Raw genomic sequence first — 24,385 nt, forward strand, 5'->3', positions numbered from 1 at the left:
TCACAAGCTCACAAACTCAGGGTGTGCGGCAAAGTAGTTCCGCACCTCATTACAATCGGTCTGGATGGCGTGCTTCAAGGCATCCAGTGAAGGGTATTTCTGTTCATCGCGTACCTTGTGCCAGAAGCGCACACGCAGGCGCTGCCCATACAGGTCGCCAGAGTAATCCAGCACAAACACTTCCAGCTTTAATGCCAGGCGATCGCCGATCGTGGGGCGCACGCCTACGCTGGCGGCCCCGATGGCTCGCTGGAAAGGCCCGCCATCCACGGTCACGGCAAACACGCCAGCCAGCGGCAGGCTGGGCTGGCGCAACTGGATATTGGCGGTGGGAAAGCCAATAGTGCGGCCAATCTGCGCCCCCGGCAAAACCCGGCCTTCCACAACGAAAGGCTCCCCCAGCAGGCGCGCGGCATGCTCGATCTGTCCTGCCTGCAAGGCTTCGCGCACGGCGGAGCTGGAGGCGCGCTCGCCCGCCACTTCCAGGGTCGGCATGGCTTCTACCGTGAAGCCATGCAGCTTGCCGCCCGCCAGCAGCGCGGCAAAATCGCCGTCCCGCCCTCGTCCGAAGCGGAAATCATCACCAATCATCAGGTGTCGGGTTTGCAGGTCTCGCGCCAGGGTCTGGCTGATGAAGGCATCAGCACTTTGTTGTGCAAAGGCAGCGTTGAAACGCTGGACGATGACCCGGTCAATCCCTGTCTGCGACAGCAGTTGCAACTTGCGGCGCAGGCTGCACAGGCGCGGAGGGGCCGCCTCCAGCGAAAAGTATTCGCGTGGGTGCGGCTCAAAGCACAGGGCTACGGCAGGCAGCCCCAGCGCGTCGGCCTTGGCCCGCAAACGGGCCAACAATGCACGGTGGCCCAAGTGTACGCCATCGAAATTTCCGATGGTCAGAACACAGGGGCCTTGAGCTGAAATGGGGATTTGCCGACAGACCTGCATAAATGCCTGATGAAAAACGATGAATTATAGCGGCAAGCGCCTGATTCGGCATCTGGCAGGTGAAAAACTCGCAAGAAAAGATGGAGGGGGCGGCGCAAGCCTGATCCTGTTGTGCAGACCCGAGGCTTGTTGAAGGGAGGGGGCAGGGCGTAGCCCGGTACTCAGGCTACGTCCCTGATTGGTGAAACCAGACTAGCGATGGTGGTCTCCGCGATCATCATCGTGGCGTTCCCAGCCACGGCCCCAGCGCTCATCATGACGGTCATCGCGGCGATCATCACGACGTTCTTCGTGATCGCGCCGCCATTCGTGTGCGCGGTGGTCTTCCCACTCCCGGCGGCGTTCCCACTCGCGGTGTTCATCCCGGTACTCGTAACGTGGGGGCGGGGCTACACGCCAGTATTCCTCCACCGGGCGTACGTAGTGCGGTTCCCAGCGGCCGGGCTCAAAATGCCAGCGAGGCCCACGTGGTTCCCAGCGTTCCGGTACCCAGGTATAGCCGGAGCGCACCACAACCCATGTACCGGGCATCCACAGGTAGCGACCATCGTCCCAGCGCCAGAAGCCAGATTGCCACATGTATCCGGGGCGGGGTGGAGGGGCGGGCTCATAGCGTATTGGTGGCGGTGGCGCATCCACATCGATACGCACACCTGGCAGCCGTACACCGACCGAGACGTCTACACCCGCGTAGCTGGCGTTTGCTCCCAGGCCAGCCGCCGCCATCAGGCATGACATGACTACTTGTTTGATCCTCACGATACAACTCCTCGTTATCAGCGTGGTGCCATGCACCCTTGATGGCTATAACGCGGGGGAGGAAGGTGCCGCCTACATGCTACTGTAAGTATTTGTAATTGTTGTTTTGTGTCAATGGCTTGCGTTGCTAGGCCATGCCAAGGCGGGCGTGCAGGGCGAGGTATTCCTGGGTGAGTTTGTGGCGGGGATCAAGGTGAATCATGGGCTTGGCCGTCTGGTGGCTTTCGCGGATGCGTACCGAGCTGGAAAGGTAGGTGGGCAGAATCGGCAGGCCCTCTGCCAACAAATCGTCCACCAGTTTTTGTGGCAGGCTGGCCCGCGCCTGGAACTGATTGACGACGATGCCCTCAACCTGCAAGGCTTGGTTGTGATCGGTACGGATCTCCTCCACATTCTCCAGCAGCGCATACAGGGCCCGGCGCGAGAAGTCGTCACAGTCAAAGGGGATCAAGCAGGCATCCGCAGCAATCAGCGCCGAACGGGTGAAGAAATTCATGGCTGGCGGCGTGTCGATATAGATCTGGTCGAATTGATCGTCCAGTTCCGCCAGGGCGTCGCGCAGCTTGTAGATTTTGTAGCGCGATTCAAGCTTGCCCATCAACTCTTCCAGCCGTGGCGAGGACGCCATCAGGTACAGATGCTCAAAAGGGGTGGGGAGTGCATGGTCAGCGGTGGCGCGCTGTTCGAAGCGGATCGTGAGTGTCTGCTCGAACAGGTCGGCCAGATTGGGTTCGATACCCTCTGCCGCTGCCCCCATCAGATAGTGGGTGGAATTGCCCTGCGGGTCCAGGTCAACCACAAGGGTACGTAGCCCGTTGTTTGCCGAGATGGCTGCAAGATTGCAGGTGATGGTGGATTTGCCGACGCCGCCTTTCTGGTTGAATACCACGCGTTTCATCTTGCATCCTTCCCATTTGGCTGAACAGAGGGTGTCCCCATCAGTATATGCTTGACGCGCATGTCATCCCTGCTCTTTAGTGCAGGTCTGCTACGTTTTTTGTGCGCCGGGTCGTTTGCGATGTTGACCAGGGTAAGTCAAGGCTGCATACCTTGGCAGGCGCCACGCATCTTGGCATTTACCGTACTTTGCCAAAATGGTGTTGGATTCGCACTACAAGGTGCCGTGGAATGGAATAATGCGCTTGCTTATGGCTGGGGGGATCTTTTGAAACGTACAAAAATTGCGGCTCGGGCGCTGATGGCCTTTTTTGCATGCGTGGCGGGCAATGCGTCCTGGGCAACCGATCTGGTGAGTTTTGGCGGCGCCTCGTATCACTTTGAACGTGATCTGGGGTATAACGAGTTCAACTATGGGCTAGGGTATGAAAGAGATTTGCGTGATGACTTCTCGATCTCTGGCGGAGTGTTCAAGAACAGTATCCGGCGCGCGGCATTTTATGTGTTGGGCAACTATTACCCGGTGACGCTCGGGGCCGGGTTCCGGCTCGGGCTTGCCATCGGGGGGGTGAGCGGTTATCGTCATCTTGCCGTTGCCCCGGCCCTGTTGCCTGCCTTGGAATGGCGTGGTGAGCGGCTGGCCCTGCAAACCTATGTGATCCCGACCATCAAGCCCCATATTGATGGTGCTGTGGTGCTTCAGGTCAAATATCAGTTATCAAAGTAGAATCATTATTGAAGTGGATTGAACGGAGACGGCGGGCGCAATGAATAGATGGAAGCGAATTGCGGGGGGCGTGGTGCTTTGCGGTTGGGTGGCGTTGGCACCGGTGGCTGCGCAGCAAGTGGTATTGACGCCGGCTCAGACTGCCATGCTCAAACGGGAGCAGGTCAAGGCGGAAGACCAATATGTCAGCCAGGTGGCCAAGATTGCCGGTGTGCGTCAGCGCACCGTGCGCCAGGCCATTCCTGATCACGCCCGCATCACCGATCCGGTGGCCCGGGTGATTTCTGCATTGGAGCATACCTTGGGCGAACCTTTGAGTGACGAGCAAAAGGATGCGATCCGTGCAGCGGATGCGGAGTACACGGCTGCCATCAAGGCTGCTGAAGAAACTGTCATGAAGCGCTGAATGAAACACTGATTTTGACACCGGAATAACAAGCCTCTCTGTCGAAAATCAGGACGTGTGTTTTATGACAAAAAGAAACGGCCTGATGGTTTTCCATCAAGCCGTTTTGTATTCAAGCTGCTCGGGATCGTCTTATTTTACGCAATCCACACAGTAGCGAATGTATCCGTCCTTGTTCTCCTTGACCAAGCCGTGGATATCAGTCTCGAAGCCAGGGAATTGCTCGTTGAATTCGCGGGCGAATTTCAGGTAATCCACGATGGTCTTGTTGAAGCGCTCGCCCGGAATTAGCAGCGGAATGCCGGGTGGGTAGGGTGTGACCAACATCGCCGTGACGCGGCCTTCCAGGTCGTCGATCACCACACGCTCAATTTCGCGGTGGGCCATCTTTGACCACGCATCGGTTGGGCGCATGGCCGGTTCCATGTCAGACAGATACATCTCGGTGGTTAGTCGTGCGACATCGCGCGCCTTGTATACATCGTGGATGCAGTGGCATAGTTCGCGTAGCCCCATTTTTTCGTAGCGTGGGTGCTTGGCGATGAACTCCGGCATCACGCGCCACAAGGGCTGGTTGGTGTCATAGGCGTCCTTGAACTGTTGTAGCTCAGTCACTAGCGTATTCCAACGGCCTTTGGTAATGCCGATGGTAAACATGATGAAGAAAGAATACAGGCCGCATTTTTCAACGATGATGCCGTGCTCAGACAGGTACTTGGTGAGCACGCCTGCGGGGATCCCTGAATCGGCGAAGTCGCCATCCACGTCCAGCCCCGGTGTGATGATGGTGGCCTTGATTGGGTCGAGCATGTTGAAGCCTTCGGCCAGATTGCCAAAGCCATGCCAGCGGTCATTGGCCTTGAGCATCCAGTCTTCGCGCTCGCCCATGCCTTCTTCGGCCAGATAATCCGGCCCCCATACCTTGAACCACCAGTCCGCACCCCATTCCTCATCTACCTTGCGCATGGCGCGGCGGAATTCCATGGCTTCGGCAATCGATTCTTCAACCAGCGCGGTGCCTCCCGGTGGCTCCATCATTGCAGCGGCCACGTCGCAGCTGGCAATAATCGAATACTGCGGGCTGGTGGAGGTGTGCATCAGGTAGGCTTCGTTGAACAGATCCTTGTCCAGATGGCGGGTTTCCGAATCCTGCACCAGAATTTGCGATGCCTGCGACAGACCCGCCAACAGCTTGTGGGTCGATTGGGTCGAGAAGATCATCGACTCCTTGCAGGGGGAGCGGCCCTCGCCAATGGCATGGTAGTCGCCATAGAAGTCGTGGAACGCAGCATGCGGCAGCCACGCTTCGTCAAAGTGCAGGGTGTCGATCTTGCCGTCGAGCTCTTCTTTGATCTCTTCCACGTTGTACAGCACACCGTCATAGGTGCTCTGGGTGATTGTCAGCACGCGGGGACGGATGTTTTTGTCTTTGGCAAACGGGTTTCTGGCAATCTTCTTCTGAATGTTTTCCCACTTGAATTCACTCTTCGGAATCGGCCCGATGATGCCAAAGTGATTGCGTGTGGGCATCAGGAACACAGGGATCGCCCCGGTCATGATGATGGAGTGCAGGATTGACTTGTGGCAGTTGCGGTCGACCACCACCACGTCACCCGGCGCCACGGTGGAGTTCCACACGATCTTGTTGGAAGTCGAGGTGCCGTTGGTGACGAAGAACAGGTGATCTGCGTGGAAAATGCGCGCAGCATTGCGCTCGGAAGCAGCCACCGGGCCGGTGTGGTCGAGCAGTTGGCCCAGTTCATCCACAGCGTTGCAAACGTCGGCGCGCAGCATGTTCTCACCAAAGAACTGGTGGAACATCTGGCCGACCGGGCTCTTCAGGAACGCCACGCCGCCCGAGTGCCCCGGACAGTGCCAGGAGTAGGAGCCGTCTGCCGCGTAGTGGGTCAGCGCACGGAAGAAGGGGGGCGGCAGGCTTTCCAGGTAATCCTTGGCCTCGCGCATCACATAGCGGGCGATGAATTCTGGGGTGTCTTCAAACATGTGGATGAAGCCATGCAGCTCGCGCAGCACATCGTTGGGGATGTGGCGGCTGGTGCGGGTCTCACCGTACAGGAAGATAGGGATGTCTGCATTGCGCAGACGGATCTCTTCAACAAAGGCGCGCAACTCGGCAATGGTGACATCGGCTTCGTCAGAGGAGAACTCCTCGTCGTCAATCGACAGGATGAAGCCCGAGGCGCGGCTTTGCTGCTGGGCGAAAGAGGTCAGATCGCCGTAACTGGTCACCCCCATCACCTCCATGCCTTCGGCCTCAAGGGCCTTGGCGAGCGCGCGGATGCCGAAACCCGAGGTGTTTTCCGAGCGGAAATCCTCGTCGATGATGATGATCGGAAAATGAAAGCGCATGGCCCTTCCTGTCTATCAAAAAAATTGGCTGTATCGAACTATGTGGCAGCCGGGTTACAGATACTCGTGCACGGCGCGTCCGGCAAAGAGTGCAAAGGGCCGCAAAAGCGCGAAGCTTATAGCGGCCCAAATCGAAAAAAGTGTGTGTGCGCTAGGCGGAACTATATTTTTGGCAGTGTGACGCCAATCTGCCCCTGGTACTTGCCCCCACGGTCACGGTAGGAGGTTTCGCAGACCTCGTCGGACTCGAAGAACAGCACCTGGGCGCAGCCTTCACCTGCGTAAATCTTGGCTGGCAGCGGTGTGGTGTTGGAGAACTCCAGCGTCACATAGCCTTCCCATTCCGGCTCGAAGGGGGTGACATTGACGATGATGCCACAGCGGGCATAGGTACTCTTGCCCAAGCAAACGGTCAGCACCGAGCGGGGGATGCGGAAATACTCCATCGTGCGGGCCAGCGCAAACGAGTTGGGCGGGATGATGCAATAGTCGCCTTCGATTTCGACGAAAGACTTCGGGTCGAAGTTCTTGGGGTCGACGATGGTCGAATTGATGTTGGTGAACACCTTGAATTCCGGCGCGCAGCGGATGTCGTAGCCGTAGCTCGACGTGCCGTAGGAGACGATCTTCTGGCCATTGACCTCACGGATCAGCTCGGGCTCGAAAGGCTCGATCATGCCGTGTTGTTCTGCCATGCGGCGAATCCATTTATCCGATTTGATGCTCACGTGTGGTGCCCAGGGTAATCTTGAAAAACGGCGATTCTAACGCGATGTTCCCCGGATTTTGCATGCTTTTTTTGATCAAATGCTGAAAACCTGCAAATCGTAGGGGTGGTGAGGGTGCGGTGTTCCGGTTTTCTGCCCTCAAACGCCCGACAGAAGCCATTGTGCGCAGTCGCCCAGATTATTTGCTTTCTTCTGGCTTATCGTCCTTTTGCTCGGTTTTCTTGCTGTCGCTGTCATCTGTGGCGACGTCAACCACGGCCTTGCCGACCTTGAAGGGGATTTTGACGACTTCGATCCCCACGTCTACGGCAGTGCCGACAATGGTGCCCAGGCAACCGCTCAGACTGAGGGGCAGGGCCAGGATGCAGAGCAGACGAAGGAAGGTGCGTGACATGGTAGGCAGTGTTATTGATGCAGGGGATTTCAATAGCCTAGCATGTACCGCCGGTTTTACAGTACGGCGTTCGTCCGCTGCATGGAAGAGAAAACCTCAGCCAGCCAGTCGATGAATGCCCTGAGCCGGGTAGAAAGTTGGGCGTGGTAAGGGTAGAGGATGGACACCGGCACCGGGGGCGGGCGCAGTGTGGACATAATTTCACACAGAGCGCCGCAAGCAAGGTCCGCCGCAACGTGATGGCGGGGCGCCTGGATGATCCCCAGGCCCGCACGTGCGCAGGCCACATAGCCTTCGGCGTTGTTGATGGCAATGTCCGAGTGTCTCAGGATGGACTGGACCCGCCCCGCCACACAGAAATCAAACGGGGCAGGTTTGCCGGTGGTGGTGGAAAAGTAATTCACCACGGCGTGCTGCATGAACTCTTCAATACTGTCCGGCCGACCCTGGCTGGCCAGATAGGCGGGGCTGGCGCAGGTGAGCTGCTCAAGCAAAGCCAGGCGCCGCCCAACCAGCGGCGAGTCGCCCAATTCTCCTACGCGCACGGCGCAATCGATGCCTTCCCGCAGCAGATCGACCAGCCGGTCTCCCATGCTGACTTCCAACTGGATTTGGGGGAAGCGGGCATGGAATTCGGGCAGGCGAGGAATCACAAAATGCAGCCCGATGGTGGGTTGCAACTCTACGCGCAGAATGCCTTTGGGAATGGTGCGGGTGGCAAAGGCCGATTCGGCATCTTCCAGATCGGCCAGCAGGCGCAGGCAACGTTGATAGTAGGCGTTGCCGTCTAGCGTGACGCTGACTGCGCGGGTTGTCCGGTGCAAAAGCGAGACCCCCAGTCGGCGTTCCAGTTGCTTGATGGTGTGGCTGGCCGTGGCACGGGGAATGTGAAGCTCATCGGCAGCACGGGTGAAACTGCCGAATTCCACGACTTTGGAGAACAGCTGCATGGCTTGGAAACGATCCATCTGGGTGCACCGGTGGGCGAGGTAATTGTTGTGTATTTTTGAATAAATTACCCAATTTATCCATCTTTATCCAATGCGGGCGCGATGAAATGATGTGTGCCAGAAGGTTTTGGTTCATCCACACAGGGAGCACACCATGGCATTACCCGTTGCACTGGGCACCGTCAATTTCGGAACTTCCATCGACAAGGAGCACTGTTTTCAGGTGCTGGATATGTTTCAAAGCCTGGGTGGAACCCGCATTGATACGGCAGACAACTACGCGTTCTGGCATCCGCAGGGCCAGGGCGGCGAAAGTGAGCGTGTGATCGGCGCCTGGCTGGCAGACAAGAATCGCAGCGATTTCGAGATCATCACCAAGATCGGCGCCCAGTCGCTGAGCAGTAAGACCTTTGACAATCTGACGGGGCTCTCCGCTGCGGCTGTCCTGCGCGCCGTCGAAGGGTCGCTGTACCGATTGGGGACCTCCTATATCGACGTGCTGTTTGCGCATCTGGATGATCCGCACACGTCCCTGCTGGAAACCTGGCAGGCTATGAGCCAACTGGTTGCCAGTGGCAAAGTGCGCAAGCTGGGCATCTCTAACTACTCAACCCAACGCGTAAAAGTGCTGGATGAGCTGATCGTGCAGCATGGGCTGGAGCCCGTATCCTATGCGCAGTATCGGCATACAGTGATACCGCCCGTGCCTGGGGCTGATTTTGCGCCGCAGATTGCCATTGATGATGGATTACTTGCGCAACTGCGGAACATGTCAGCCCCGCTTACCATCATGGCCTACTCCCCTCTGCTGGATGGTCATCTGGCTGTGGCAGGGGCAGAACTGCCCGCGCAATATGATTCAGCCGCCAACAGGGAAGCCGTAGCGGCGATGGGCGAAGAGGCCCGCAGCCGCAATGCCAGTCTCGCGGCGGTCGTGCTGGAACGGCTGTGCCAGCAGGGCTTTCTTCCCATTACCGCAACGGGTAATGCGCAACGGCTGAGGGAAAACCTCAAGTTGCTCTGCTGAGCGCTACCTGACGGTTTGTAGATAGGCGATCACGTCGGCCACATCGGCGGCAGATGGCGGGCTCAGCAGCCGCATCTTGGTGCCGGGCAGGTCGGTTTTGGGCGAGGCCAGATAACGGGTGAGCCGTTCAGGTGTCCATTGCAGTTTGGCCGCGCGCGCTGCATCCGAATAGTTGTAGTAGGGCACGCTGGCCGAAGACCGGCCCACCACACCCGCCAGCGAGGGGCCGCGCTTGTTTTTGCCCGTGATGGTGGTGTGGCAATCGGAGCATTGATCCTGAAAGACCTTGGCGCCGTGCGCGGCATTTCCGACGGCGTGGGCGGGCAGGCAGGCCAAGGCGGCCCCGGCGATGAGCAGGGCGGTGAAGCGCGGGGGCATGGCTCAGTCCTTGTTGACAACGATAGTCGGGAACTTCAGTCGCATGTCGCGCTGCTTTTCTGCAATGGTAATGGCCACCTTGCGGGCGATGCTGCGGTAGGCCTCGGCAATCTTGCTGTCCGGCGCCGCGACCACGGTGGGCGTGCCCGAGTCGGTCTGGCTGCGGATCTGGATGTCCAGCGGCAAATCGCCCAGGAAGGGTACGTTATAGTCTTCGCACATGGCAGCGCCACCGCCTGCGCCAAAGATGTGCTCCGCATGGCCGCAGTTCGAGCAGATGTGGATGCTCATGTTCTCCACGATGCCGAGGATGGGGATGGAAACCTTTTCGAACATCTTCAGCCCCTTGCGGGCGTCCAGCAGTGCAATGTCCTGCGGAGTGGTGACGATCACCGCGCCCGTGACGGGGACGGTCTGCGCCAGCGTGAGCTGGATGTCCCCCGTGCCGGGAGGCATGTCGATGACCAGGTAATCCAGATTGTCCCAGCGGGTATCAAAGAGCAACTGGCGCAGCGCCTGCGTGACCATTGGACCACGCCAGACCATGGGCTGCTCGGGGTCGACCAGAAAGCCGATGGAGTTGGCCTGCAAGCCATGGGCTTCCAGCGGAATCATGGTCTTGCCGTCTTCCGACTGCGGTTGCTGATCCGCAATACCCAGCATCTGTGGTTGCGAGGGGCCGTAGATGTCTGCGTCCAGAATGCCCACACGCGCCCCTTCCTGTGCCAGGGCCAGGGCGAGGTTGACCGCCGTGGTGCTCTTGCCCACGCCGCCCTTGCCGGAGGACACCGCAATGATGTTCTTGACCCCCGGAATGAGCTTCACATTGCCTTGCACGGCGTGTGTGACCACTTTCGAGGTCACCGTCACATCCGCTCGCTCGACTCCCGCCTGAGCCAGCGCGACAGCCTTGATCTGTGCAGCCAGCGCAGCATGCTGGCTGGCTGCCGGGTAGCCCAATTCAATTTGAATCTGGGCTGTACCGCCATCGAGTTTGATGCTCTTGATGGCTTTGGCGCTGGCGAAGGTTTTATCGGTGTTGGGGTCGATCTGTGCGCCGATGGCGGTGCTGAGTGCTTGTTCGGTTGTGCTCATGTCGGGTGCGTTGGGGAATAGTTGATGTGTTTACTCAAGTTTACCACGCTCGGCGGCTGGGGGCGGATTTCGGATGAGCGTGGTTGGTATTTGCACGCCTCCAGCGGTAAAAAGTCGTCCTGATAGGTTTGACGCCATCGCTTGCGCGCTTGTTCCACGCGTGTGGCGGCGTTTCATAAATAGCTGCGTGCCTCTGCATCAAGGGGGATTGTCGCAGGCTTGAGCCATCTTTGCATGGGCATGGATGGTATTTCGGGGAGTGCTGAATGTATTTACGTCGCTGTGTCGTTTCCATGTGGGTTGTGGGGGCCTGTCTAGTCATGTCACCCTTGGCCCAGGCCAGAGTCAACATTGATGTGCAGGTGGATTTGTCCCCCGTGCATGTGGATGTGGCTCCGCCTGCTCCACGCAGGGAAGTGGTGCCGCCGCCACGGGAAGGCTACCAGTGGCGTCCCGGCTTCTGGCGTTGGGAAGGGCGCCGTCACCTGTGGGCGCCGGGTGTGTGGATGCGTGCGCAGGCTGATGCAGTGTGGGTGGCGGATGCCTGGGAACGCGATGGCCGTGGCTGGCGTTTTGTGCCGGGGCATTGGGAGCAGGTAGAGCGTGATCGCGATGATGATGAGGATCGTGATGAACATCGCCATCACCATGACTCACGCCGGGACGAGGACTGGGGGCGTGACGAGGGCCAGAGCTTCCAGGTGCCGCCAGACCGAGTGCCCCCGCGTGGCAGTTGCAAGGTCTGGTTCAAGGGCTTGCCGCCAGATCGCCAGTCCCCGCCCATGAACTGCGACATGGCCAGGGCGGATGCCCGCGAGTGGGGTGGCATGGTGATCTGGGCGCGTGGGCCGGGTTCCTTCCAGGATGGCCGAGTGGGGGCTGAAGACTTCGGCCCGCATCACCTCTATGACGTGCCGCCAGATCGCCTGCCGCCGCCGGGGATGTGCCGCGTGTGGTTCGACAACGTACCGCCGGACCGTCAGCCGCCTGCAGAATCCTGCCGTGCTGCTATTCACCACGCCCGCGAGGAAGGCGGGCGGGTGTTGCATATGCCAGGCGATTCGCGCTATTGAGAACCAGCCCCTGCGCCAGCAAGTGCCTCCGCAGCCGCTTGCTGGCGGGCTTCCTCCAGGCTGGGGTCGTACTTGTTGCGGAAGTGGCGCAGCGGCGGGAACATCAGCAGGTTGGGCAGCAGGCGCCAGTAGGGGCCGGGTACGCCCAGCATGTCGAGCCCCGCATAGATTCTGCGCAGCGCCGGAGTGATCGCGCCGTCAGACGCATGCACGATGCAGGCGTTGCGCAAGTGTGCGCGGGTGATGCGGGCGATGACCTTCTTTTCGTCGATTTCCGGCGAAATGTAGAAATGCCCGTCGGATAGATCGGTATCTGCAGCCAGATAACCATTTTCCACCGCCTGCTCTGCAAGCCGGGTGCCGGGCAGGATGCGGATGCCGGTGAAAAAGATGGAGAGGAACTGCTTGCCGACAAGCTGCGTTTCGGCAAAGCGGATGCTTTCCTCGCAGGTTTCCATGGTTTCGCCGGGGCCACCGAGCATGAAGAACCACGAACTGGTGATGCCCGAGGTAGCTGCATATTCGCGGCAGCGGTTGACTTCACGCATGGTGTAGCCTTTGCTGAGGCTCTTTAACATGGGGTCGCAGGCCGCCTCGGCGGATATGAGCATGGAATTGAACCCGGCACGCTTCATCACCGGGAAAAGTTCCGGCGGCACATCGCGCGGGTTCAGCCCCATCACGGTAAAGTTGGCCTTGATGCGGCGGCGGATGATCTCTTCGCAAATCTCAATGGCATGTGAAGCGGGCACGTTGAAGGTGGAGTCCACAAATTCAAACGTCCTGGCCCCGCTCTTGCGCTGCACGCGCTCAATCTCGTCGACCACTTCGCCCGCTTCACGGCGACGGCAACGGAGCCCCTCCACCTGGGGGTAGGCGCAGTAGCTGCAACTCATCGGGCAGCCACGCTTGGTCTGGATCGGCCATGCGCCACCGCCACGCTGGTAAGGCTTCCAATTCACCCAGTCTTCCATTCGGGAGTCGGAAAAAGACTTGAGCAGCACAGTGGGATTGCGGTGCAGCGTGCCATCGACGCGATAGCACAGGCCCGAGATCGTGCTGAAATCCCCTTGCCCCTGGATGGCTGCCACCAGTGCGGGGAAGGCCACTTCGCCTTCGCCGATGATGGCATAGTCGGCACCAAATACATCCAGCGCCTGCTCGGCCAGAATCGAGATAGCAGGCCCGCCCAGCGAAATCGGCACAGCACGGCCATCGGGCAGGCGGGCATGCTGGCGGATCACCGCAATCTGCGCCTGGATTTCCTGCAGGGGCGATACATAGCGCTGGCTGATCACGTTGTCGATATTGCGCACCGACACGCCAACCAACTCCGGCTTGAAGGATTTGATGGCCCGCTCCAAGGCGGTATGTGTGTCATGCTCAAACGCCAAGTCGAGCAGTTTTACCTCATGACCTGCGATGGCGCTGGCAGACGCTACGTAGCTCAGGCCGACAGGAGCCGCCGGTTCCATTTCACGGCTTTGGTTGGAATAGATCAACAGGATTCGCATGAACAGGCAGGCCAAGCAAGCGCAGGGCGGGGAAAAAAGAAGTGACAAGGATAACAAAAGCGCGCGCTTGATCGGCTGTTTTCCGTCAGAACCCATGCAGATTGCAGACCGCCCCGGTCTTGCAGGCAGAAAGGCTTGCGCTTATTGTTATCGGTTTTCCGGTCATGCCTCAAAAAAAGCCATGCTGATACGCAGTTTCCAAGCCGCCGACGAACAAGCCGTGATTGCCCTGTGGCTAGCCTGCGGGCTGACCCGCCCCTGGAATAACCCTGCGCTGGATATCCAGCGTAAGCTCACCGTGCAGGCAGAACTTTTCCTGGTGGGCGAGGTGGATGGGCGCATCGTAGCGTCTGCCATGGCCGGTTATGACGGCCACCGTGGCTGGGTGAATTACCTTGGCGTAGCGCCCGAGCATCGCGGCAAAGGCTATGCACGCCAGATCATGCAACGCATCGAAACCCTGCTAGGCGAACGTGGCTGCCCTAAACTCAATCTGCAAGTGCGTGCGGATAACCAGGTGGCACTTGGTTTTTATGCCGCATTGGGCTATGGGCAGGATGCCGCTGTGAGCCTGGGAAAACGCTTGATTAAGGATTGAGCTGCTGCGGTGATGATTTGATATTTGAAAGTATTATGACGTGCGTGCCAATGGTTGTTTGATTTGTTGAAACCGACCTTTACACGTGCTACACCGCGTGAATGTATCGTTGCGTGAAGTAAGCAAGGAGGACGTATGCGTGTGCTGAGGCTGTGTTGCTTGTGCTGGCTGATCGGGGTGAATGCGGCGCTGGCGGATGTTGTTGAGCGCGTGGTGGATGTGCCGACCCGGCCGGGTGTCAGCCAGAGAATGCTGGTGATGGCGCCAGAGCATCCGCGAGCGGCTGTGGTGTTGTTTTCCGGCGGCGATGGCGGCTTGCGTATCGGTGCGGATGGCAGCCTTGGGGGTGGCAAGGGCAATTTCCTGGTGCGTAGCCGCAGCCTGTTTGTGGCGCATGATCTGCTGACGGTGGTGGTGGATGCGCCGTCTGATCGGCAGACCGAGCCTTATCTGGGTGGTTTCCGGCAAACGCCAGAGCATGCTGAAGACATTCGTGGCGTTATCGCCTGGTTGCGTCGCCAAGGGGCCTGGCCGGTGTGGCTCATCGGCACGAGCCGGGGCACCCAGTCTGCCGCGTATGTAGCCACGACTTTGCAGGGGGCTGATGGACCGGATGGTTTGGTGCTGACCTCCACGATTCTGAGTGACAAAAAGAGCCGCCCGGTGACTGCAATGCCGTTGGAATCCTTGCAGATTCCTGTGCTGGCTGTCCATCATGAGCAGGATGCCTGCAGGGTTTGCCCGCCAAGCGATCTGCCGCGCCTGATGGAAAAGCTCAGCCATGCCAAACGCAAGCAGCTACTGAGTTTCAGTGGTGGCGAAGATCGGGGTGACCCGTGCGAAGCATTTGCGCATCACGGTTACAACGGGATCGAGCAAGCCGTGGTGGATGGGATTACCGCCTGGATTCTTGCGACCCCATAGCCGGGCGCTTGCAAGCGGGCAGAGCCCGCAGCACAATGCCTTGAATGTGCTCGGCTCCCCCGATTTGAGAAGGTACTTATATGACAATCACAACACTTGATCCGCGTACGGCGCTGATTCTGATAGATTTGCAGGCAGGGATTCTTGCGCTGCCCACGGCACACCCTTCAAGCGAAGTTTTGCGACAGTGCTGTGTGCTGGCCGAAGCGTTCCGGCGCCATCAACTGCCGGTGGTGCTGGTCAATGTGGCAGGGGCTGCGCCGGGGCGAACCGAGCAAGGCTCGCGCCCTGCTCCGCCCGCAGGCTGGAGTGAGTTGAGCCCTGAACTGAATCCCCAGCCGCAGGATCATCGGGTGACCAAACATACTTGGGGCGCATTTACGGATACGGGCTTGGCAGAGTATCTGCACCAGCAGCAGGTGACCCAGGTGGTGATCGCCGGGATTTCCACCAGCATCGGGGTGGAGTCAACAGCGCGTCAGGCACAAGAGCGCGGCCTGAATGTGACGCTTGCGATTGATGCGATGACCGACACCAGTGCCGAGGCGCATACCAACAGCATTACCCGTATCTTTCCGCGTTTGGGTGAGACAGGAACCTGTGCTGATATTCTACGTCTGCTGGAGACGCGCACGCGGTAAGAAGCCGTAACAAAATGGTTCTGGCGTTGTTTTGCACCGCCTTGCCGTACTGCTTGTACTGTCTGCGTCGGCGCGTCTAGCCAGAACCGTTGCACTGCATTTTGTTAAAGCTTCTAAGTGCCCTAAGGCTTATCCCAAATGGGTGTGGCGTTTCTGTTTGGGTTCGTTTTCCATTGCGGCGATTCCATCCAGAATGCCGCAGGTGCCTACGGTCTGTTCGGTTTGGCAACGTTCGCGTAGCTGTACCAGGGATTGCTTGAGGTGTTCCAGTTCCTGGATGCGTTCCTCAACGTGTGCGATATGCACATCGAATACCTCATTGACGGCGCCGCAGCCTGCCCCCGGTTGATCGATCAGGGCGAGCAGGCGGCGGATTTCTTCGTGGCTCATGTCCAGGGCGCGGCAATTGCGGATCAGGCGCAGGCGCTCGACATGCGTAGGGCCGTAGGTGCGGAAGTTGTTCCCGGTGCGGGCCGGGGCGGGCAGGAGCCCCTCTCTTTCGTAGTAGCGCACGGTTTCAACCGTGCTTTGGGTCAGCCGTGCAAGCTCGCCGATTTTCATGATGGAGTCCGGGCAGATGAACAAGGGTTGACTCTATAGTAGCTACAGGATGTGGAATGTGCTCATCAAGAATCAGGAGCCTATTCCATGTCTGCCCATCATACCCACGATCAACATGACTCGTGCTGTGGTCACGATCACGCCGAGCATGCACACACGCCTGCCCCAACGCCCCTGTGGAAGCTTGTGGCGCAGCCGTCGCAGCCCGCCTCATCGTGCGGAAGCGGCTGTGGCTGCGCCTCAGGCACTGCAGCGGTAATCGAACCTACGCCCGTGATTGAGATCGCCGGGGCGGTGCAGACCCGTATCCGCATCCTGCAGATGGATTGCCCGACCGAGGAGGCGCTGTTGCGCCGCAGGCTGGGGGGCATGGCAGGCGTTGCCCACCTGGAATTCAACCTCATGCAGCGCATCTTGACGGTGACCCATCTGCCAGCGGTTCTGGAAGAGGTGCTGGTGGGTATCCGCTCCTTGAGCTTCAACCCCGAACTGGTGGATGAAGAGGCACCCATGCAGGCGGTGGTGGCTCCTAACGCATCCTGGTGGCCGCTGCTGGCGGCGGGGGGCGCGGCGATTGCCTCCGAAGCCATTCAGTGGCTGGGCATGCCCGCGTGGTTGTCGGCTGCGCTGGCGGTTGCGGCGGTGCTGATTGGGGGTGTCACCACCTTCAAAAAGGGCTGGATTGCGGTGCGCCACGGCAACCTCAACATCAATGCCTTAATGAGTATTGCCGTGACCGGGGCTTTGCTGATCGGGCAGTGGCCAGAGGCGGCCATGGTGATGGTGCTCTTTACGCTGGCCGAGCGGATTGAGGCGCTGTCTTTGGACCGCGCCCGCAATGCCATTCGCGGCCTGATGGAGCTTGCCCCGGAGCAGGCCACAGTTTTGCAGCCAGATGGTAGCTGGCTGGCCCAAGCCGCCAGATCGGTAGCGCTCGACGCACGGGTGAGGGTGCGCCCCGGCGAGCGCATTGCGCTGGATGGCTGCATCGTGAGCGGCCAGTCCGCCATCAATCAGGCTCCCATCACCGGTGAGAGCCTGCCGGTGGAAAAAGGGGAGGGCGACCCTGTGTTTGCCGGGTCCATCAATGAAACCGGTTCCTTTGACTATCGCGTGACCGCGCTAGCCGACAACAGCACCCTGGCCCGCATCATCCATGCGATTGAAGCGGCGCAAGGTGCGCGGGCGCCCACGCAGCGCTTTGTCGACAAATTCGCTCAAGTTTATACCCCGCTTGTTCTGCTGATTGCACTGGCGGTCGCTATTGTTCCTCCGCTTGTTTTTGCGGGGGCGTGGTTGGTGTGGATCTACAAGGCGCTGGTGTTGTTGGTGATCGCCTGCCCGTGTGCCCTGGTGATCTCGACCCCGGTCACCATCGTCAGTGGGCTGGCGGCGGCCGCCCGACATGGCATCCTGATCAAAGGCGGCGTGTACCTTGAGGAGGGCCGCAAACTGGGCTGGATCGCCTTCGACAAAACCGGCACGCTGACCCACGGCAAACCAGCCCAGACCGATTTCGTCGCCTTGCCCGGTTTTGATGCGGCGCATGTCCGCAGCATCTCGGCCAGTCTGGCGAGGCGATCCGACCACCCCGTTTCGCACGCGGTCGCTGAAGCAGCAAGGTGCGATGGGGCGCTGCTACTGGACATCAAGGGGTTCGAGGCGCTACCCGGCCAAGGTATCCGTGGGCAGGTCGAAGATCGCATCTACACGCTGGGCAATCACCGCCTGATCCATGACCAGGGCCTGTGTTCTGAAGCTTTAGAAGCACAGATTTCCGGCCTCGAATCCCAAGGTAAGACGGTTATCCTGCTTGCCGATGATGACAAGGTACTGGGCCTGTTTGCCGTGGCGGATACCGTCAAACCCAGCAGCCGGGAAGCTGTAGCGCAACTGCATGCGTTGGGCGTCAAGACACTCATGCTCAGTGGCGACAACCCGCATACGGCCAATGCGATTGCCGCCCAGGTCGGCATTGATGAGGCGCAGGGCAACCTGCTGCCAGAAGACAAACTCAAGTGCATCGAAGCACACCTGTCCGCCAAAGCCCGTGTCGGCATGGTGGGCGACGGCATCAACGATGCGCCTGCGCTGGCGCGTGCGGATATCGGCTTCGCCATGGGGGCCGCAGGCACAGGTACGGCAATCGAGACAGCCGATGTGGCCTTGATGGACGACGACCTGCGCAAGCTGCCACGTTTCATCCGCCTTTCACGCAGCACCTATGCGGTGCTGATCCAGAATATCGTCATGGCGCTGGGCATCAAGACGGTATTCCTGGTGCTGACGCTGCTCGGGATTGGCACGATGTGGATGGCAGTTTTTGCCGACGTGGGGGCGAGCCTGCTGGTGATCGGCAATGGGCTGAGATTGCTGCGGCGGTAGTTCATTTGTTATGATCAATGCATCAACGGGCGCATGAGCCGGGAGACAGTATGAAGCGTTTGATGTATATCGAAAACAAGGCTGGGGGGCTGGATGGCCCAGGGCGCATCGGATGGGTTACGTTCTCACGATCTTTGCGTTCGATGTATTACGCCGGACGGGTATTACAAAAAATCAAGTCCGGCTACAAATACAATTGCTTTGACGTCGAGACCGGTGAAGATTTCTGGATTTCCGGACCCAAGAAGAATGGCCAGGACAAGCTGTATGGCGGTATTGTCGAGATTGACGAGGATGCCAGAGAACAGTATTGGACCGAGGTCCGGCAGGCGCCGGAGTGCGTTCATTTGACCCGCTACCGGGGCTGACAGGATGGCGCAAGACGCCAATGGCCGCCCCGTGTTGCAGGGAACACGGGTTCGCTTGCTGTCTCTGTCGGGTGAATGGTTTGATAACTTACCTGCCGACGAAAAGGCAGACGTTCTTTCCATGATCGGGGAGGTGTTCGAGGTCACGGAAATTGATGAGTATGGCTATCCTTGGGTCGGAGAATCCTGGCCTGACGCGGCCAAGGGGGAATGGCGGGGCCACTCCATAGCGCTGGAATCTCATGAAATGGAAGTGGTTGATGAGGTTTATCCGGCACTTTGCGTTGCGAACACGTGGTCAGATTCTGATAAAGGCTAGGTCGGTGGGGGAAAAGGGGCTGTGTGGTGCCCTATGAGCGCTTCCGTGGTGCTGGTTGCAGCTTGTTGAGGGGTGTGTGCAGAGGCGAATTTATCCAGTGCGTTTCTGTTTTGTTCGGTTTACGAGCTAAAATTAACCCTTTACGCTACTGATCGCTTTTCCACTCATGAGTGCATCTGCCCGCAAGTTGTTTGTTACCACCGCGCTACCTTACGCCAACGGCCCTTTTCACGTCGGTCACATCATGGAGTACATCCAGGCCGATATCTGGGTGCGAATGCAGCGCATGGCGGGGCATGAGGTGCATTTCGTGTGTGCGGATGACGCCCACGGCGCGCCGATCATGCTCAAGGCCGAAGCCGAAGGCGTGACCCCGCAGCAACTGGTGGGGCAGATTGCGGCAGGTCGCCCGCAGTATCTGAACGGCTTTTTGATCAGCTTTGACAACTGGCATTCCACCGATTCGGAAGAAAACACCCAGCTCTCGCAGGATATCTACCTCAAGCTGCGTGAGGCGGGCTTTATCGACCGCAAGACCATCGAGCAGTTCTTTGACCCGGTCAAGAACATGTTCCTGCCGGACCGCTACATCAAGGGTGAATGCCCCAAGTGCGGCGCCAAGGATCAGAACGGGGATAACTGTGAGGTCTGTGGTGCCGTGTACGCGCCAACCGAGCTGAAGAACCCGGTTTCCGCGCTCACCGGTGCCACACCGGTGATCCGTGAGTCCGAACACTTCTTCTTCCGCCTGTCTGACCCGCGCTGCGTGGAGTTCCTGCGTAACTGGACGCAGGATGGCCGCCTGCAGCCGCAGATTGCCAACAAGGCGCAGGAGTGGCTCTCCAGCGAATCCGGGCTGGCCGATTGGGACATCTCGCGGGATGCGCCGTACTTTGGCATTCCCATCCCCGATGCACCGGGCAAGTACTTCTATGTGTGGCTGGACGCGCCAGTCGGTTATCTCGCCAGCTTCAAGAACTACTGTGGCAAACACGGCATGGATTTCGCCCAGTTCATGGCGGACCCCAAGACCGAGCAGATTCACTTTATCGGCAAAGACATCGTTTATTTCCACTGTCTGTTTTGGCCTGCGATGATGCACTTTGCCGGGCAGCCCTATAAGGTGCCGGACAACGTCTATGTGCACGGCTTCATCACCGTCTCGGGCGAGAAGATGAGTAAGTCGCGTGGCACGGGGATCTCTCCGCTGCGCTACCTGGATATCGGCCTGAATGCGGAGTGGCTGCGCTACTACATCGCCGCCAAGCTGAACGCGAACGTGGAAGATCTGGACTTCAACCCAGATGATTTCGTGGCCCGCATCAATTCCGATTTGGTCGGCAAATACGTCAACATCGCCAGCCGCTGCGCCGGGTTCATCACCAAGCGCTTCGAAGGCAAGCTGAGCGCAGACCTGCCCGCTGAAGGGCAAGCGTTGCTGGCCGCCTTGCGTGAAGCCAAACCAGGGGTGCGGGATTTCTACGAAGCACGTGAATTCTCCAAGGCCATGCGTGAAGTGATGGCCCTGGCAGACCGCGTGAATGAATACATCAATGCCCACGCACCGTGGGAACTGGCCAAGCAGGAAGGGCGCGAGCTGGAGCTACACCAGGTCTGCTCGGTGGCGCTCAACGCCTTCCGCCTGCTTACCACCATGCTCACCCCGGTGATGCCGCGTGTGGCTGAGTCGGTTGGCAAGTTCCTGAACTGTTCGTTCGCCTCGTGGGACGACGAAACCCCGCTGTCTGTGATCAACAAATACGAGCACCTGATGACCCGCGTCGATGCCAAGCAGATGGATGCATTGTTTGATGCACCCGAAGCGCCCAAGGCGGCAGAGCCCGCCAAGCCAGCCAATGGCAAGGCAGACCCCTCCAAGCATGCGCAGCAACAGGCGCATGTAGACAAGGTTGTAGCCGCTGACGCCGAATCGGATTTTGAACCCTTCATCAGCATTGATGATTTTGGCAAGGTGGATCTGCGTATCGCCAAGATCGTGGGTGCCGAGCATGTGGAAGGTGCGGCCAAGCTGATCAAGTTGCTGCTGGATATTGGCGAAGAGCGCCCGCGTCAGGTTTTCGCGGGGATCAAGAGTGCGTATGACCCGGCGACCCTGGTGGGCCGCCTGACCGTGATGGTGGCCAACCTCGCGCCGCGCAAGATGAAGTTTGGCTTGAGCGAAGGCATGGTGCTGGCAGCCTCCGACGACAAGGGCGAGGTGCCGGGCTTGTTTATTCTGTCTCCCGATAGCGGTGCGCAACCGGGAATGCGGGTGAAATAAAAGGCCGGATCATGAGGCAGGTGGGGCGCGCACGAATGGGAATGACAACGACACTGTTGTTGGATGCCCAAGGTGTGCCTCTCTGCTTGCCTCATGTGTCGGGCTGCGCTGCGGGTACAAGGGGGTGAAATCGTGCCTCTGACCCGCAACAAGCGCTGGATTGTGAGTCATTTTCACCAACCGCCGATGGTGATTGGAATGCCTATGGGTTTTCTTAATCACTGTTATGGAGGTTTTCATGATCCGTTTTCAGCCCAAGCTGCTTGAGACGCTGCGTGGCTATGATAGAAAGACTTTCATCCACGACCTGTCTGCTGGCGTCACGGTAGGGGTCTTGGCCATTCCACTGGCGATGGCGTTTGCCATTGCCAGTGGTGTCAGCCCGTCGTCCGGTTTATGGACGGCGATCATCGCTGGCTTCATCATTTCCGTCTGCGGCGGCTCCAAGGTGCAGATCGGTGGCCCCACCGGCGCATTTATTCCCATCCTGTTCGCCATTGCGGCACGGCATGGTATTTCCAATATGCTGGCGGCAACCTTTCTGGCTGGCGTGCTGCTGGTGGCAATGGGGCTGACCCGCATGGGTAGCCTGATCCGCTTTATTCCCGTATCGGTGGTGATCGGTTTTACCAACGGGATTGCGGTGGTGATTGGTCTGTCGCAAATCAAAGACTTCTTTGGCCTGCCGGTTGATTCCCTGCCTGCTGAGTTCTTTGCCCGCATGAAGGCTTTGGTGGAATATGTCCCCCGCATGGACCCCTATGCGGCGGGGCTGGCGATTGGCACGACTGCACTGGTTTTTGCCTGGTCACGCGTGGTGGAGCGCTTCCCCCGGCTGGTTGTGCTGCCTGCTCAACTGGTGGGGCTGATAGCCGGGACGCTGGTGGCTGTCATATTCCATCTGCCTGTGGAAACCATTGGCACGCGCTTCAATGGCATTCCCCAGGAAATTCCCATGCCCAGCATCCCCTTTCCATCCTTGAGTGTATTGGGGCGCTTGCTGGTGCCTGCCATCACGATTGCTCTGTTGGGGGCGATTGAATCGCTGCTGTCGGCCCGCGTGGCGGACAACCAGATTGATGATCGTCATGACCCTAACCAGGAATTGGTGGCGCAGGGGATGGCGAACATCGTAGTGCCATTTTTCGGTGGGATCGCTGCAACAGGTGCGATTGCGCGGACCTCGACCAACGTCAAGGCAGGCGGGCGCACCCCGATTGCTGGGGTCGTACACTCGGTCACTTTGCTGCTGATTGTGTTGGTGGCGGCTCCCCTGGCATCCTGGGTGCCGATCTCTGTGTTGGCGGCGATTGTGATGGTCACGGCGATCCGCATGGGCGAGTGGCATGAGTTCGGACGCTTGCGGCACTTCTCGTGGAATTACGGCGTCATTTTGATGGCGACCTTCCTGCTCACCGTGGTCTTCGATCTGACCATCGCGGTGGAGATCGGCATGGTCCTGGCCAGTCTGTTCTTCATCTACCGGATGCAAGGGCTGACCAACATCGAATTGGCCGACAGCAAGTTACCTCCTTCCATCCAGTTGTATCGCCTGCGTGGCTCGCTGTTCTTTGGTGCAATTGCCCGGCTGGAAAGCCAGTTTGATCCTGCCAAAACCGATGCCCTGGTTGTTGTGCTGGACATGAGTTCGTTGCTCAACATTGATACCACGGGTGTCGATTGGCTGCAGGCCTTGTGCAAAACGCTCACGCGCAAGCAATGCAGTTTGGTGCTGTTCGGTTTGAACCATCAGCCCGCTTCCATTATCCAACGCTCAGGTTTGGCGGCACTGATTGGGGCGCAAAACCTCTGTACTGATGAGTACGAGGCCTTGCTGCGAACACACAAGATTCTGGAAGAAAATGACTGAGATTGTCGGACGGCGTTTGCTGATTCGTGGTGTGGTCCAAGGCGTGGGCTTCCGTTGGTTCATGGCGCAGGAAGCCCGCCGCCTGGGCGTGGGCGGCTGGGTGCGCAATCTTGCAGATGGCCGGGTGGAGGCGGTGGTCTGTGGCACCGAGCAAGCCGTGGCCGCCGTGCTGCACTGGGCCACGCGTGGCCCGTCGGGTGCCCGTGTGGACGAAGTCCTTGTGGAAGAGAGTGCAGTGCGGCAACGCGCCTTTGAGCGCAGATCAACTATCTAGATGATTGCTTAAATCTATCGAAGAAGGTTTGACCTGTCATGTGTCGCTGACCATAATCATCGCCTGTATAACCCCTAGGTTCGCTCAGGTATCTGGGCGTACCCAACCATTCAAGAGAGAGGAATCATCATGGCCGTTCTGGTTGGCAAGCAAGCCCCCGACTTCACTGCTACTGCTGTGCTGGGCAACAATGAGATTAAGGACATCACCCTGTCTGGTTTTACCAAGGGCAAGTACACCGCGCTGTTCTTCTATCCGCTGGACTTTACCTTTGTCTGCCCTTCCGAACTGATCGCTTTTGACCATCGTCTGGAAGAGTTCAAGAAGCGCAACGTCGAAGTCATTGGTGTTTCCATCGACTCCCAATTCACCCATCTGGCCTGGAAGAACACCTCCGTGGACAAGGGCGGTATCGGTCAAGTCGGCTACACCATGGTGGCTGATGTGAAGCACGAGATCGCCAAGGCGTATGACGTTGAATCCGCCGGTGGCGTGGCTTTCCGTGGCACCTTCCTGATCGACAAATCCGGTGTGGTGCAACATCAGGTGGTCAACAACCTGCCGCTGGGGCGCGATATTGATGAGCTGATCCGCGTGATCGACGCCCTGCAATTTACCGAAGAGCATGGCGAAGTCTGCCCGGCTGGCTGGAAGAAGGGCGCCAAGGGCATGAATGCCTCCCCCGAAGGTGTCGCCAAGTATCTCGCTGAAAATGCCAAGGCGCTGTAATAGCTGATGCACACTGTAAAAAGTCATGACTTGGTCATGGCTTTTCAGACCATAGACAAACCCCCGGATTTTTCGGGGGTTTTGTTTTTCTGGGCGGGATAGCGGGGTGTTTGCAGAACTTAACGAAACAAGGGGGTGACATGTAGTGCTGCCCGCTTGCCTTTTAGGCACG

25 protein-coding genes are annotated in these 24,385 nt (G+C 58.8%); 14 read left to right on the plus strand and 11 right to left on the minus strand.

Going from position 1 to position 24,385, the window contains the following annotated elements:
- The 3 genes from B145_RS0111115 to B145_RS0111125 all read right to left on the minus strand — a co-directional run bounded on the left by B145_RS0111115 (position 1) and on the right by B145_RS0111125 (position 2,602).
- On the minus strand, positions 1-945 hold the full coding sequence (locus B145_RS0111115) for a bifunctional riboflavin kinase/FAD synthetase (RefSeq protein ID WP_018607360.1): 945 nt from the start codon (positions 943-945) through the stop codon (positions 1-3).
- A gap of 192 nt (positions 946-1,137) precedes the next feature.
- Entirely contained in the window at positions 1,138-1,704 is a 567-nt protein-coding gene (locus B145_RS27455; RefSeq protein WP_211209813.1) for a YXWGXW repeat-containing protein, read from the minus strand.
- Positions 1,705-1,831: 127 nt separating this feature from the next.
- Positions 1,832-2,602: a ParA family protein gene (locus B145_RS0111125; protein WP_018607364.1), complete on the minus strand. Its 771-nt coding sequence runs from the start codon at positions 2,600-2,602 to the stop codon at positions 1,832-1,834.
- A 267-nt stretch (positions 2,603-2,869) separates the two neighbouring features.
- Here B145_RS0111125 and B145_RS27460 point away from each other — a divergent pair, with 267 nt between their 5' ends.
- Together B145_RS27460 and B145_RS0111135 are read left to right on the plus strand one after the other, a co-directional pair.
- Positions 2,870-3,328: a hypothetical protein gene (locus B145_RS27460; RefSeq protein WP_157288375.1), complete on the plus strand. Its 459-nt coding sequence runs from the start codon at positions 2,870-2,872 to the stop codon at positions 3,326-3,328.
- A gap of 40 nt (positions 3,329-3,368) precedes the next feature.
- Positions 3,369-3,734: a hypothetical protein gene (locus B145_RS0111135; protein ID WP_018607366.1), complete on the plus strand. Its 366-nt coding sequence runs from the start codon at positions 3,369-3,371 to the stop codon at positions 3,732-3,734.
- Positions 3,735-3,866: 132 nt separating this feature from the next.
- Here the strand turns inward: B145_RS0111135 and B145_RS0111140 are convergent, their stop codons facing one another.
- The 4 genes from B145_RS0111140 to B145_RS0111155 all read right to left on the minus strand — a co-directional run bounded on the left by B145_RS0111140 (position 3,867) and on the right by B145_RS0111155 (position 8,194).
- Entirely contained in the window at positions 3,867-6,104 is a 2,238-nt protein-coding gene (locus B145_RS0111140; RefSeq protein WP_018607367.1) for an arginine/lysine/ornithine decarboxylase, read from the minus strand.
- Between the two features lie 161 nt (positions 6,105-6,265).
- Positions 6,266-6,832, minus strand: coding sequence for a dCTP deaminase (gene dcd / locus B145_RS0111145; RefSeq protein WP_026259044.1), 567 nt, complete (start codon positions 6,830-6,832; stop codon positions 6,266-6,268).
- 178 nt (positions 6,833-7,010) lie between these two features.
- Positions 7,011-7,226, minus strand: coding sequence for an NF038104 family lipoprotein (locus B145_RS0111150; RefSeq protein WP_018607369.1), 216 nt, complete (start codon positions 7,224-7,226; stop codon positions 7,011-7,013).
- 56 nt (positions 7,227-7,282) lie between these two features.
- Positions 7,283-8,194, minus strand: a complete 912-nt coding sequence (locus B145_RS0111155) for a LysR family transcriptional regulator (protein ID WP_018607370.1) — start codon at positions 8,192-8,194, stop codon at positions 7,283-7,285.
- Between the two features lie 136 nt (positions 8,195-8,330).
- On the opposite strand from B145_RS0111155, the gene B145_RS0111160 reads away from it, so the two are divergent.
- A complete protein-coding gene (locus B145_RS0111160) occupies positions 8,331-9,203 on the plus strand; it encodes an aldo/keto reductase (RefSeq protein WP_018607371.1) in 873 nt (290 codons plus the stop codon).
- Between the two features lie 3 nt (positions 9,204-9,206).
- Here B145_RS0111160 and B145_RS0111165 read toward each other — a convergent pair whose 3' ends face one another.
- Together B145_RS0111165 and apbC are read right to left on the minus strand one after the other, a co-directional pair.
- Complete coding sequence (locus B145_RS0111165) at positions 9,207-9,581, minus strand: c-type cytochrome (RefSeq protein ID WP_018607372.1); 375 nt, start codon at positions 9,579-9,581, stop codon at positions 9,207-9,209.
- 3 nt (positions 9,582-9,584) lie between these two features.
- Entirely contained in the window at positions 9,585-10,676 is a 1,092-nt protein-coding gene (gene apbC, locus B145_RS0111170) for an iron-sulfur cluster carrier protein ApbC (RefSeq protein ID WP_018607373.1), read from the minus strand.
- A gap of 266 nt (positions 10,677-10,942) precedes the next feature.
- Here apbC and B145_RS27465 point away from each other — a divergent pair, with 266 nt between their 5' ends.
- Positions 10,943-11,749, plus strand: a complete 807-nt coding sequence (locus B145_RS27465) for a YXWGXW repeat-containing protein (RefSeq protein ID WP_211209814.1) — start codon at positions 10,943-10,945, stop codon at positions 11,747-11,749.
- On the opposite strand, the gene B145_RS0111180 is transcribed toward B145_RS27465, so the two are convergent.
- Positions 11,743-13,263, minus strand: a complete 1,521-nt coding sequence (locus B145_RS0111180) for a B12-binding domain-containing radical SAM protein (RefSeq protein ID WP_018607375.1) — start codon at positions 13,261-13,263, stop codon at positions 11,743-11,745. The two genes, B145_RS27465 and B145_RS0111180, sit on opposite strands and share 7 nt — an antisense overlap.
- A gap of 181 nt (positions 13,264-13,444) precedes the next feature.
- Here B145_RS0111180 and B145_RS0111185 point away from each other — a divergent pair, with 181 nt between their 5' ends.
- From B145_RS0111185 to B145_RS0111195, 3 genes are all read left to right on the plus strand, one after another.
- Complete coding sequence (locus B145_RS0111185) at positions 13,445-13,861, plus strand: GNAT family acetyltransferase (protein ID WP_026259045.1); 417 nt, start codon at positions 13,445-13,447, stop codon at positions 13,859-13,861.
- Positions 13,862-13,996: 135 nt separating this feature from the next.
- Positions 13,997-14,785, plus strand: coding sequence for an alpha/beta hydrolase (locus tag B145_RS0111190; RefSeq protein ID WP_018607377.1), 789 nt, complete (start codon positions 13,997-13,999; stop codon positions 14,783-14,785).
- Between the two features lie 80 nt (positions 14,786-14,865).
- Positions 14,866-15,426 carry an isochorismatase family protein gene (locus B145_RS0111195; protein WP_018607378.1) on the plus strand — a complete coding sequence of 187 codons (561 nt, stop codon included), beginning with the start codon at positions 14,866-14,868 and terminating at the stop codon, positions 15,424-15,426.
- A 129-nt stretch (positions 15,427-15,555) separates the two neighbouring features.
- Here B145_RS0111195 and cadR read toward each other — a convergent pair whose 3' ends face one another.
- Positions 15,556-15,987, minus strand: a complete 432-nt coding sequence (gene cadR / locus B145_RS0111200) for a Cd(II)/Pb(II)-responsive transcriptional regulator (RefSeq protein WP_026259046.1) — start codon at positions 15,985-15,987, stop codon at positions 15,556-15,558.
- A gap of 87 nt (positions 15,988-16,074) precedes the next feature.
- On the opposite strand from cadR, the gene B145_RS0111210 reads away from it, so the two are divergent.
- From B145_RS0111210 to B145_RS0111240, 7 genes are all read left to right on the plus strand, one after another.
- Positions 16,075-18,372: a heavy metal translocating P-type ATPase gene (locus B145_RS0111210; RefSeq protein WP_083917723.1), complete on the plus strand. Its 2,298-nt coding sequence runs from the start codon at positions 16,075-16,077 to the stop codon at positions 18,370-18,372.
- A gap of 50 nt (positions 18,373-18,422) precedes the next feature.
- A complete protein-coding gene (locus B145_RS25315) occupies positions 18,423-18,740 on the plus strand; it encodes a hypothetical protein (RefSeq protein ID WP_018607382.1) in 318 nt (105 codons plus the stop codon).
- A gap of 4 nt (positions 18,741-18,744) precedes the next feature.
- Positions 18,745-19,059, plus strand: a complete 315-nt coding sequence (locus tag B145_RS0111220) for a hypothetical protein (RefSeq protein WP_018607383.1) — start codon at positions 18,745-18,747, stop codon at positions 19,057-19,059.
- A 166-nt stretch (positions 19,060-19,225) separates the two neighbouring features.
- Complete coding sequence (gene metG / locus B145_RS0111225) at positions 19,226-21,340, plus strand: methionine--tRNA ligase (RefSeq protein WP_018607385.1); 2,115 nt, start codon at positions 19,226-19,228, stop codon at positions 21,338-21,340.
- A gap of 238 nt (positions 21,341-21,578) precedes the next feature.
- On the plus strand, positions 21,579-23,210 hold the full coding sequence (locus B145_RS0111230; protein ID WP_026259047.1) for a SulP family inorganic anion transporter: 1,632 nt from the start codon (positions 21,579-21,581) through the stop codon (positions 23,208-23,210).
- A complete protein-coding gene (locus B145_RS0111235; protein ID WP_018607390.1) occupies positions 23,203-23,484 on the plus strand; it encodes an acylphosphatase in 282 nt (93 codons plus the stop codon). Before B145_RS0111230 ends, B145_RS0111235 begins: the two co-directional genes overlap by 8 nt.
- A 129-nt stretch (positions 23,485-23,613) precedes the next feature.
- Positions 23,614-24,213, plus strand: a complete 600-nt coding sequence (locus B145_RS0111240; protein ID WP_018607391.1) for a peroxiredoxin — start codon at positions 23,614-23,616, stop codon at positions 24,211-24,213.
- Positions 24,214-24,385 lie beyond the last annotated feature (172 nt).

Origin of the sequence: Uliginosibacterium gangwonense DSM 18521 (assembly GCF_000373965.1) — a bacterium.
In the GTDB taxonomy this organism is placed as follows: domain Bacteria; phylum Pseudomonadota; class Gammaproteobacteria; order Burkholderiales; family Rhodocyclaceae; genus Uliginosibacterium; species Uliginosibacterium gangwonense.

Bases quoted from the DNA above. Each gene is read 5' to 3' on its own strand.
- B145_RS0111115 (WP_018607360.1), bottom strand. From the start codon at position 945: ATGCAGGTCTGTCGGCAAATCCCCATTTCAGCTCAAGGCCCCTGTGTT.
- B145_RS0111125 (WP_018607364.1), bottom strand. From the start codon at position 2,602: ATGAAACGCGTGGTATTCAACCAGAAAGGCGGCGTCGGCAAATCCACC.
- B145_RS0111135 (WP_018607366.1), top strand. From the start codon at position 3,369: ATGAATAGATGGAAGCGAATTGCGGGGGGCGTGGTGCTTTGCGGTTGG.
- B145_RS0111140 (WP_018607367.1), bottom strand. From the start codon at position 6,104: ATGCGCTTTCATTTTCCGATCATCATCATCGACGAGGATTTCCGCTCG.
- B145_RS0111150 (WP_018607369.1), bottom strand. From the start codon at position 7,226: ATGTCACGCACCTTCCTTCGTCTGCTCTGCATCCTGGCCCTGCCCCTC.
- B145_RS0111155 (WP_018607370.1), bottom strand. From the start codon at position 8,194: ATGGATCGTTTCCAAGCCATGCAGCTGTTCTCCAAAGTCGTGGAATTC.
- B145_RS0111160 (WP_018607371.1), top strand. From the start codon at position 8,331: ATGGCATTACCCGTTGCACTGGGCACCGTCAATTTCGGAACTTCCATC.
- B145_RS0111165 (WP_018607372.1), bottom strand. From the start codon at position 9,581: ATGCCCCCGCGCTTCACCGCCCTGCTCATCGCCGGGGCCGCCTTGGCC.
- apbC (WP_018607373.1), bottom strand. From the start codon at position 10,676: ATGAGCACAACCGAACAAGCACTCAGCACCGCCATCGGCGCACAGATC.
- B145_RS27465 (WP_211209814.1), top strand. From the start codon at position 10,943: ATGTATTTACGTCGCTGTGTCGTTTCCATGTGGGTTGTGGGGGCCTGT.
- B145_RS0111180 (WP_018607375.1), bottom strand. From the start codon at position 13,263: ATGCGAATCCTGTTGATCTATTCCAACCAAAGCCGTGAAATGGAACCG.
- B145_RS0111185 (WP_026259045.1), top strand. From the start codon at position 13,445: ATGCTGATACGCAGTTTCCAAGCCGCCGACGAACAAGCCGTGATTGCC.
- B145_RS0111190 (WP_018607377.1), top strand. From the start codon at position 13,997: ATGCGTGTGCTGAGGCTGTGTTGCTTGTGCTGGCTGATCGGGGTGAAT.
- B145_RS0111195 (WP_018607378.1), top strand. From the start codon at position 14,866: ATGACAATCACAACACTTGATCCGCGTACGGCGCTGATTCTGATAGAT.
- cadR (WP_026259046.1), bottom strand. From the start codon at position 15,987: ATGAAAATCGGCGAGCTTGCACGGCTGACCCAAAGCACGGTTGAAACC.
- B145_RS0111210 (WP_083917723.1), top strand. From the start codon at position 16,075: ATGTCTGCCCATCATACCCACGATCAACATGACTCGTGCTGTGGTCAC.
- B145_RS25315 (WP_018607382.1), top strand. From the start codon at position 18,423: ATGAAGCGTTTGATGTATATCGAAAACAAGGCTGGGGGGCTGGATGGC.
- B145_RS0111220 (WP_018607383.1), top strand. From the start codon at position 18,745: ATGGCGCAAGACGCCAATGGCCGCCCCGTGTTGCAGGGAACACGGGTT.
- metG (WP_018607385.1), top strand. From the start codon at position 19,226: ATGAGTGCATCTGCCCGCAAGTTGTTTGTTACCACCGCGCTACCTTAC.
- B145_RS0111230 (WP_026259047.1), top strand. From the start codon at position 21,579: ATGATCCGTTTTCAGCCCAAGCTGCTTGAGACGCTGCGTGGCTATGAT.
- B145_RS0111235 (WP_018607390.1), top strand. From the start codon at position 23,203: ATGACTGAGATTGTCGGACGGCGTTTGCTGATTCGTGGTGTGGTCCAA.
- B145_RS0111240 (WP_018607391.1), top strand. From the start codon at position 23,614: ATGGCCGTTCTGGTTGGCAAGCAAGCCCCCGACTTCACTGCTACTGCT.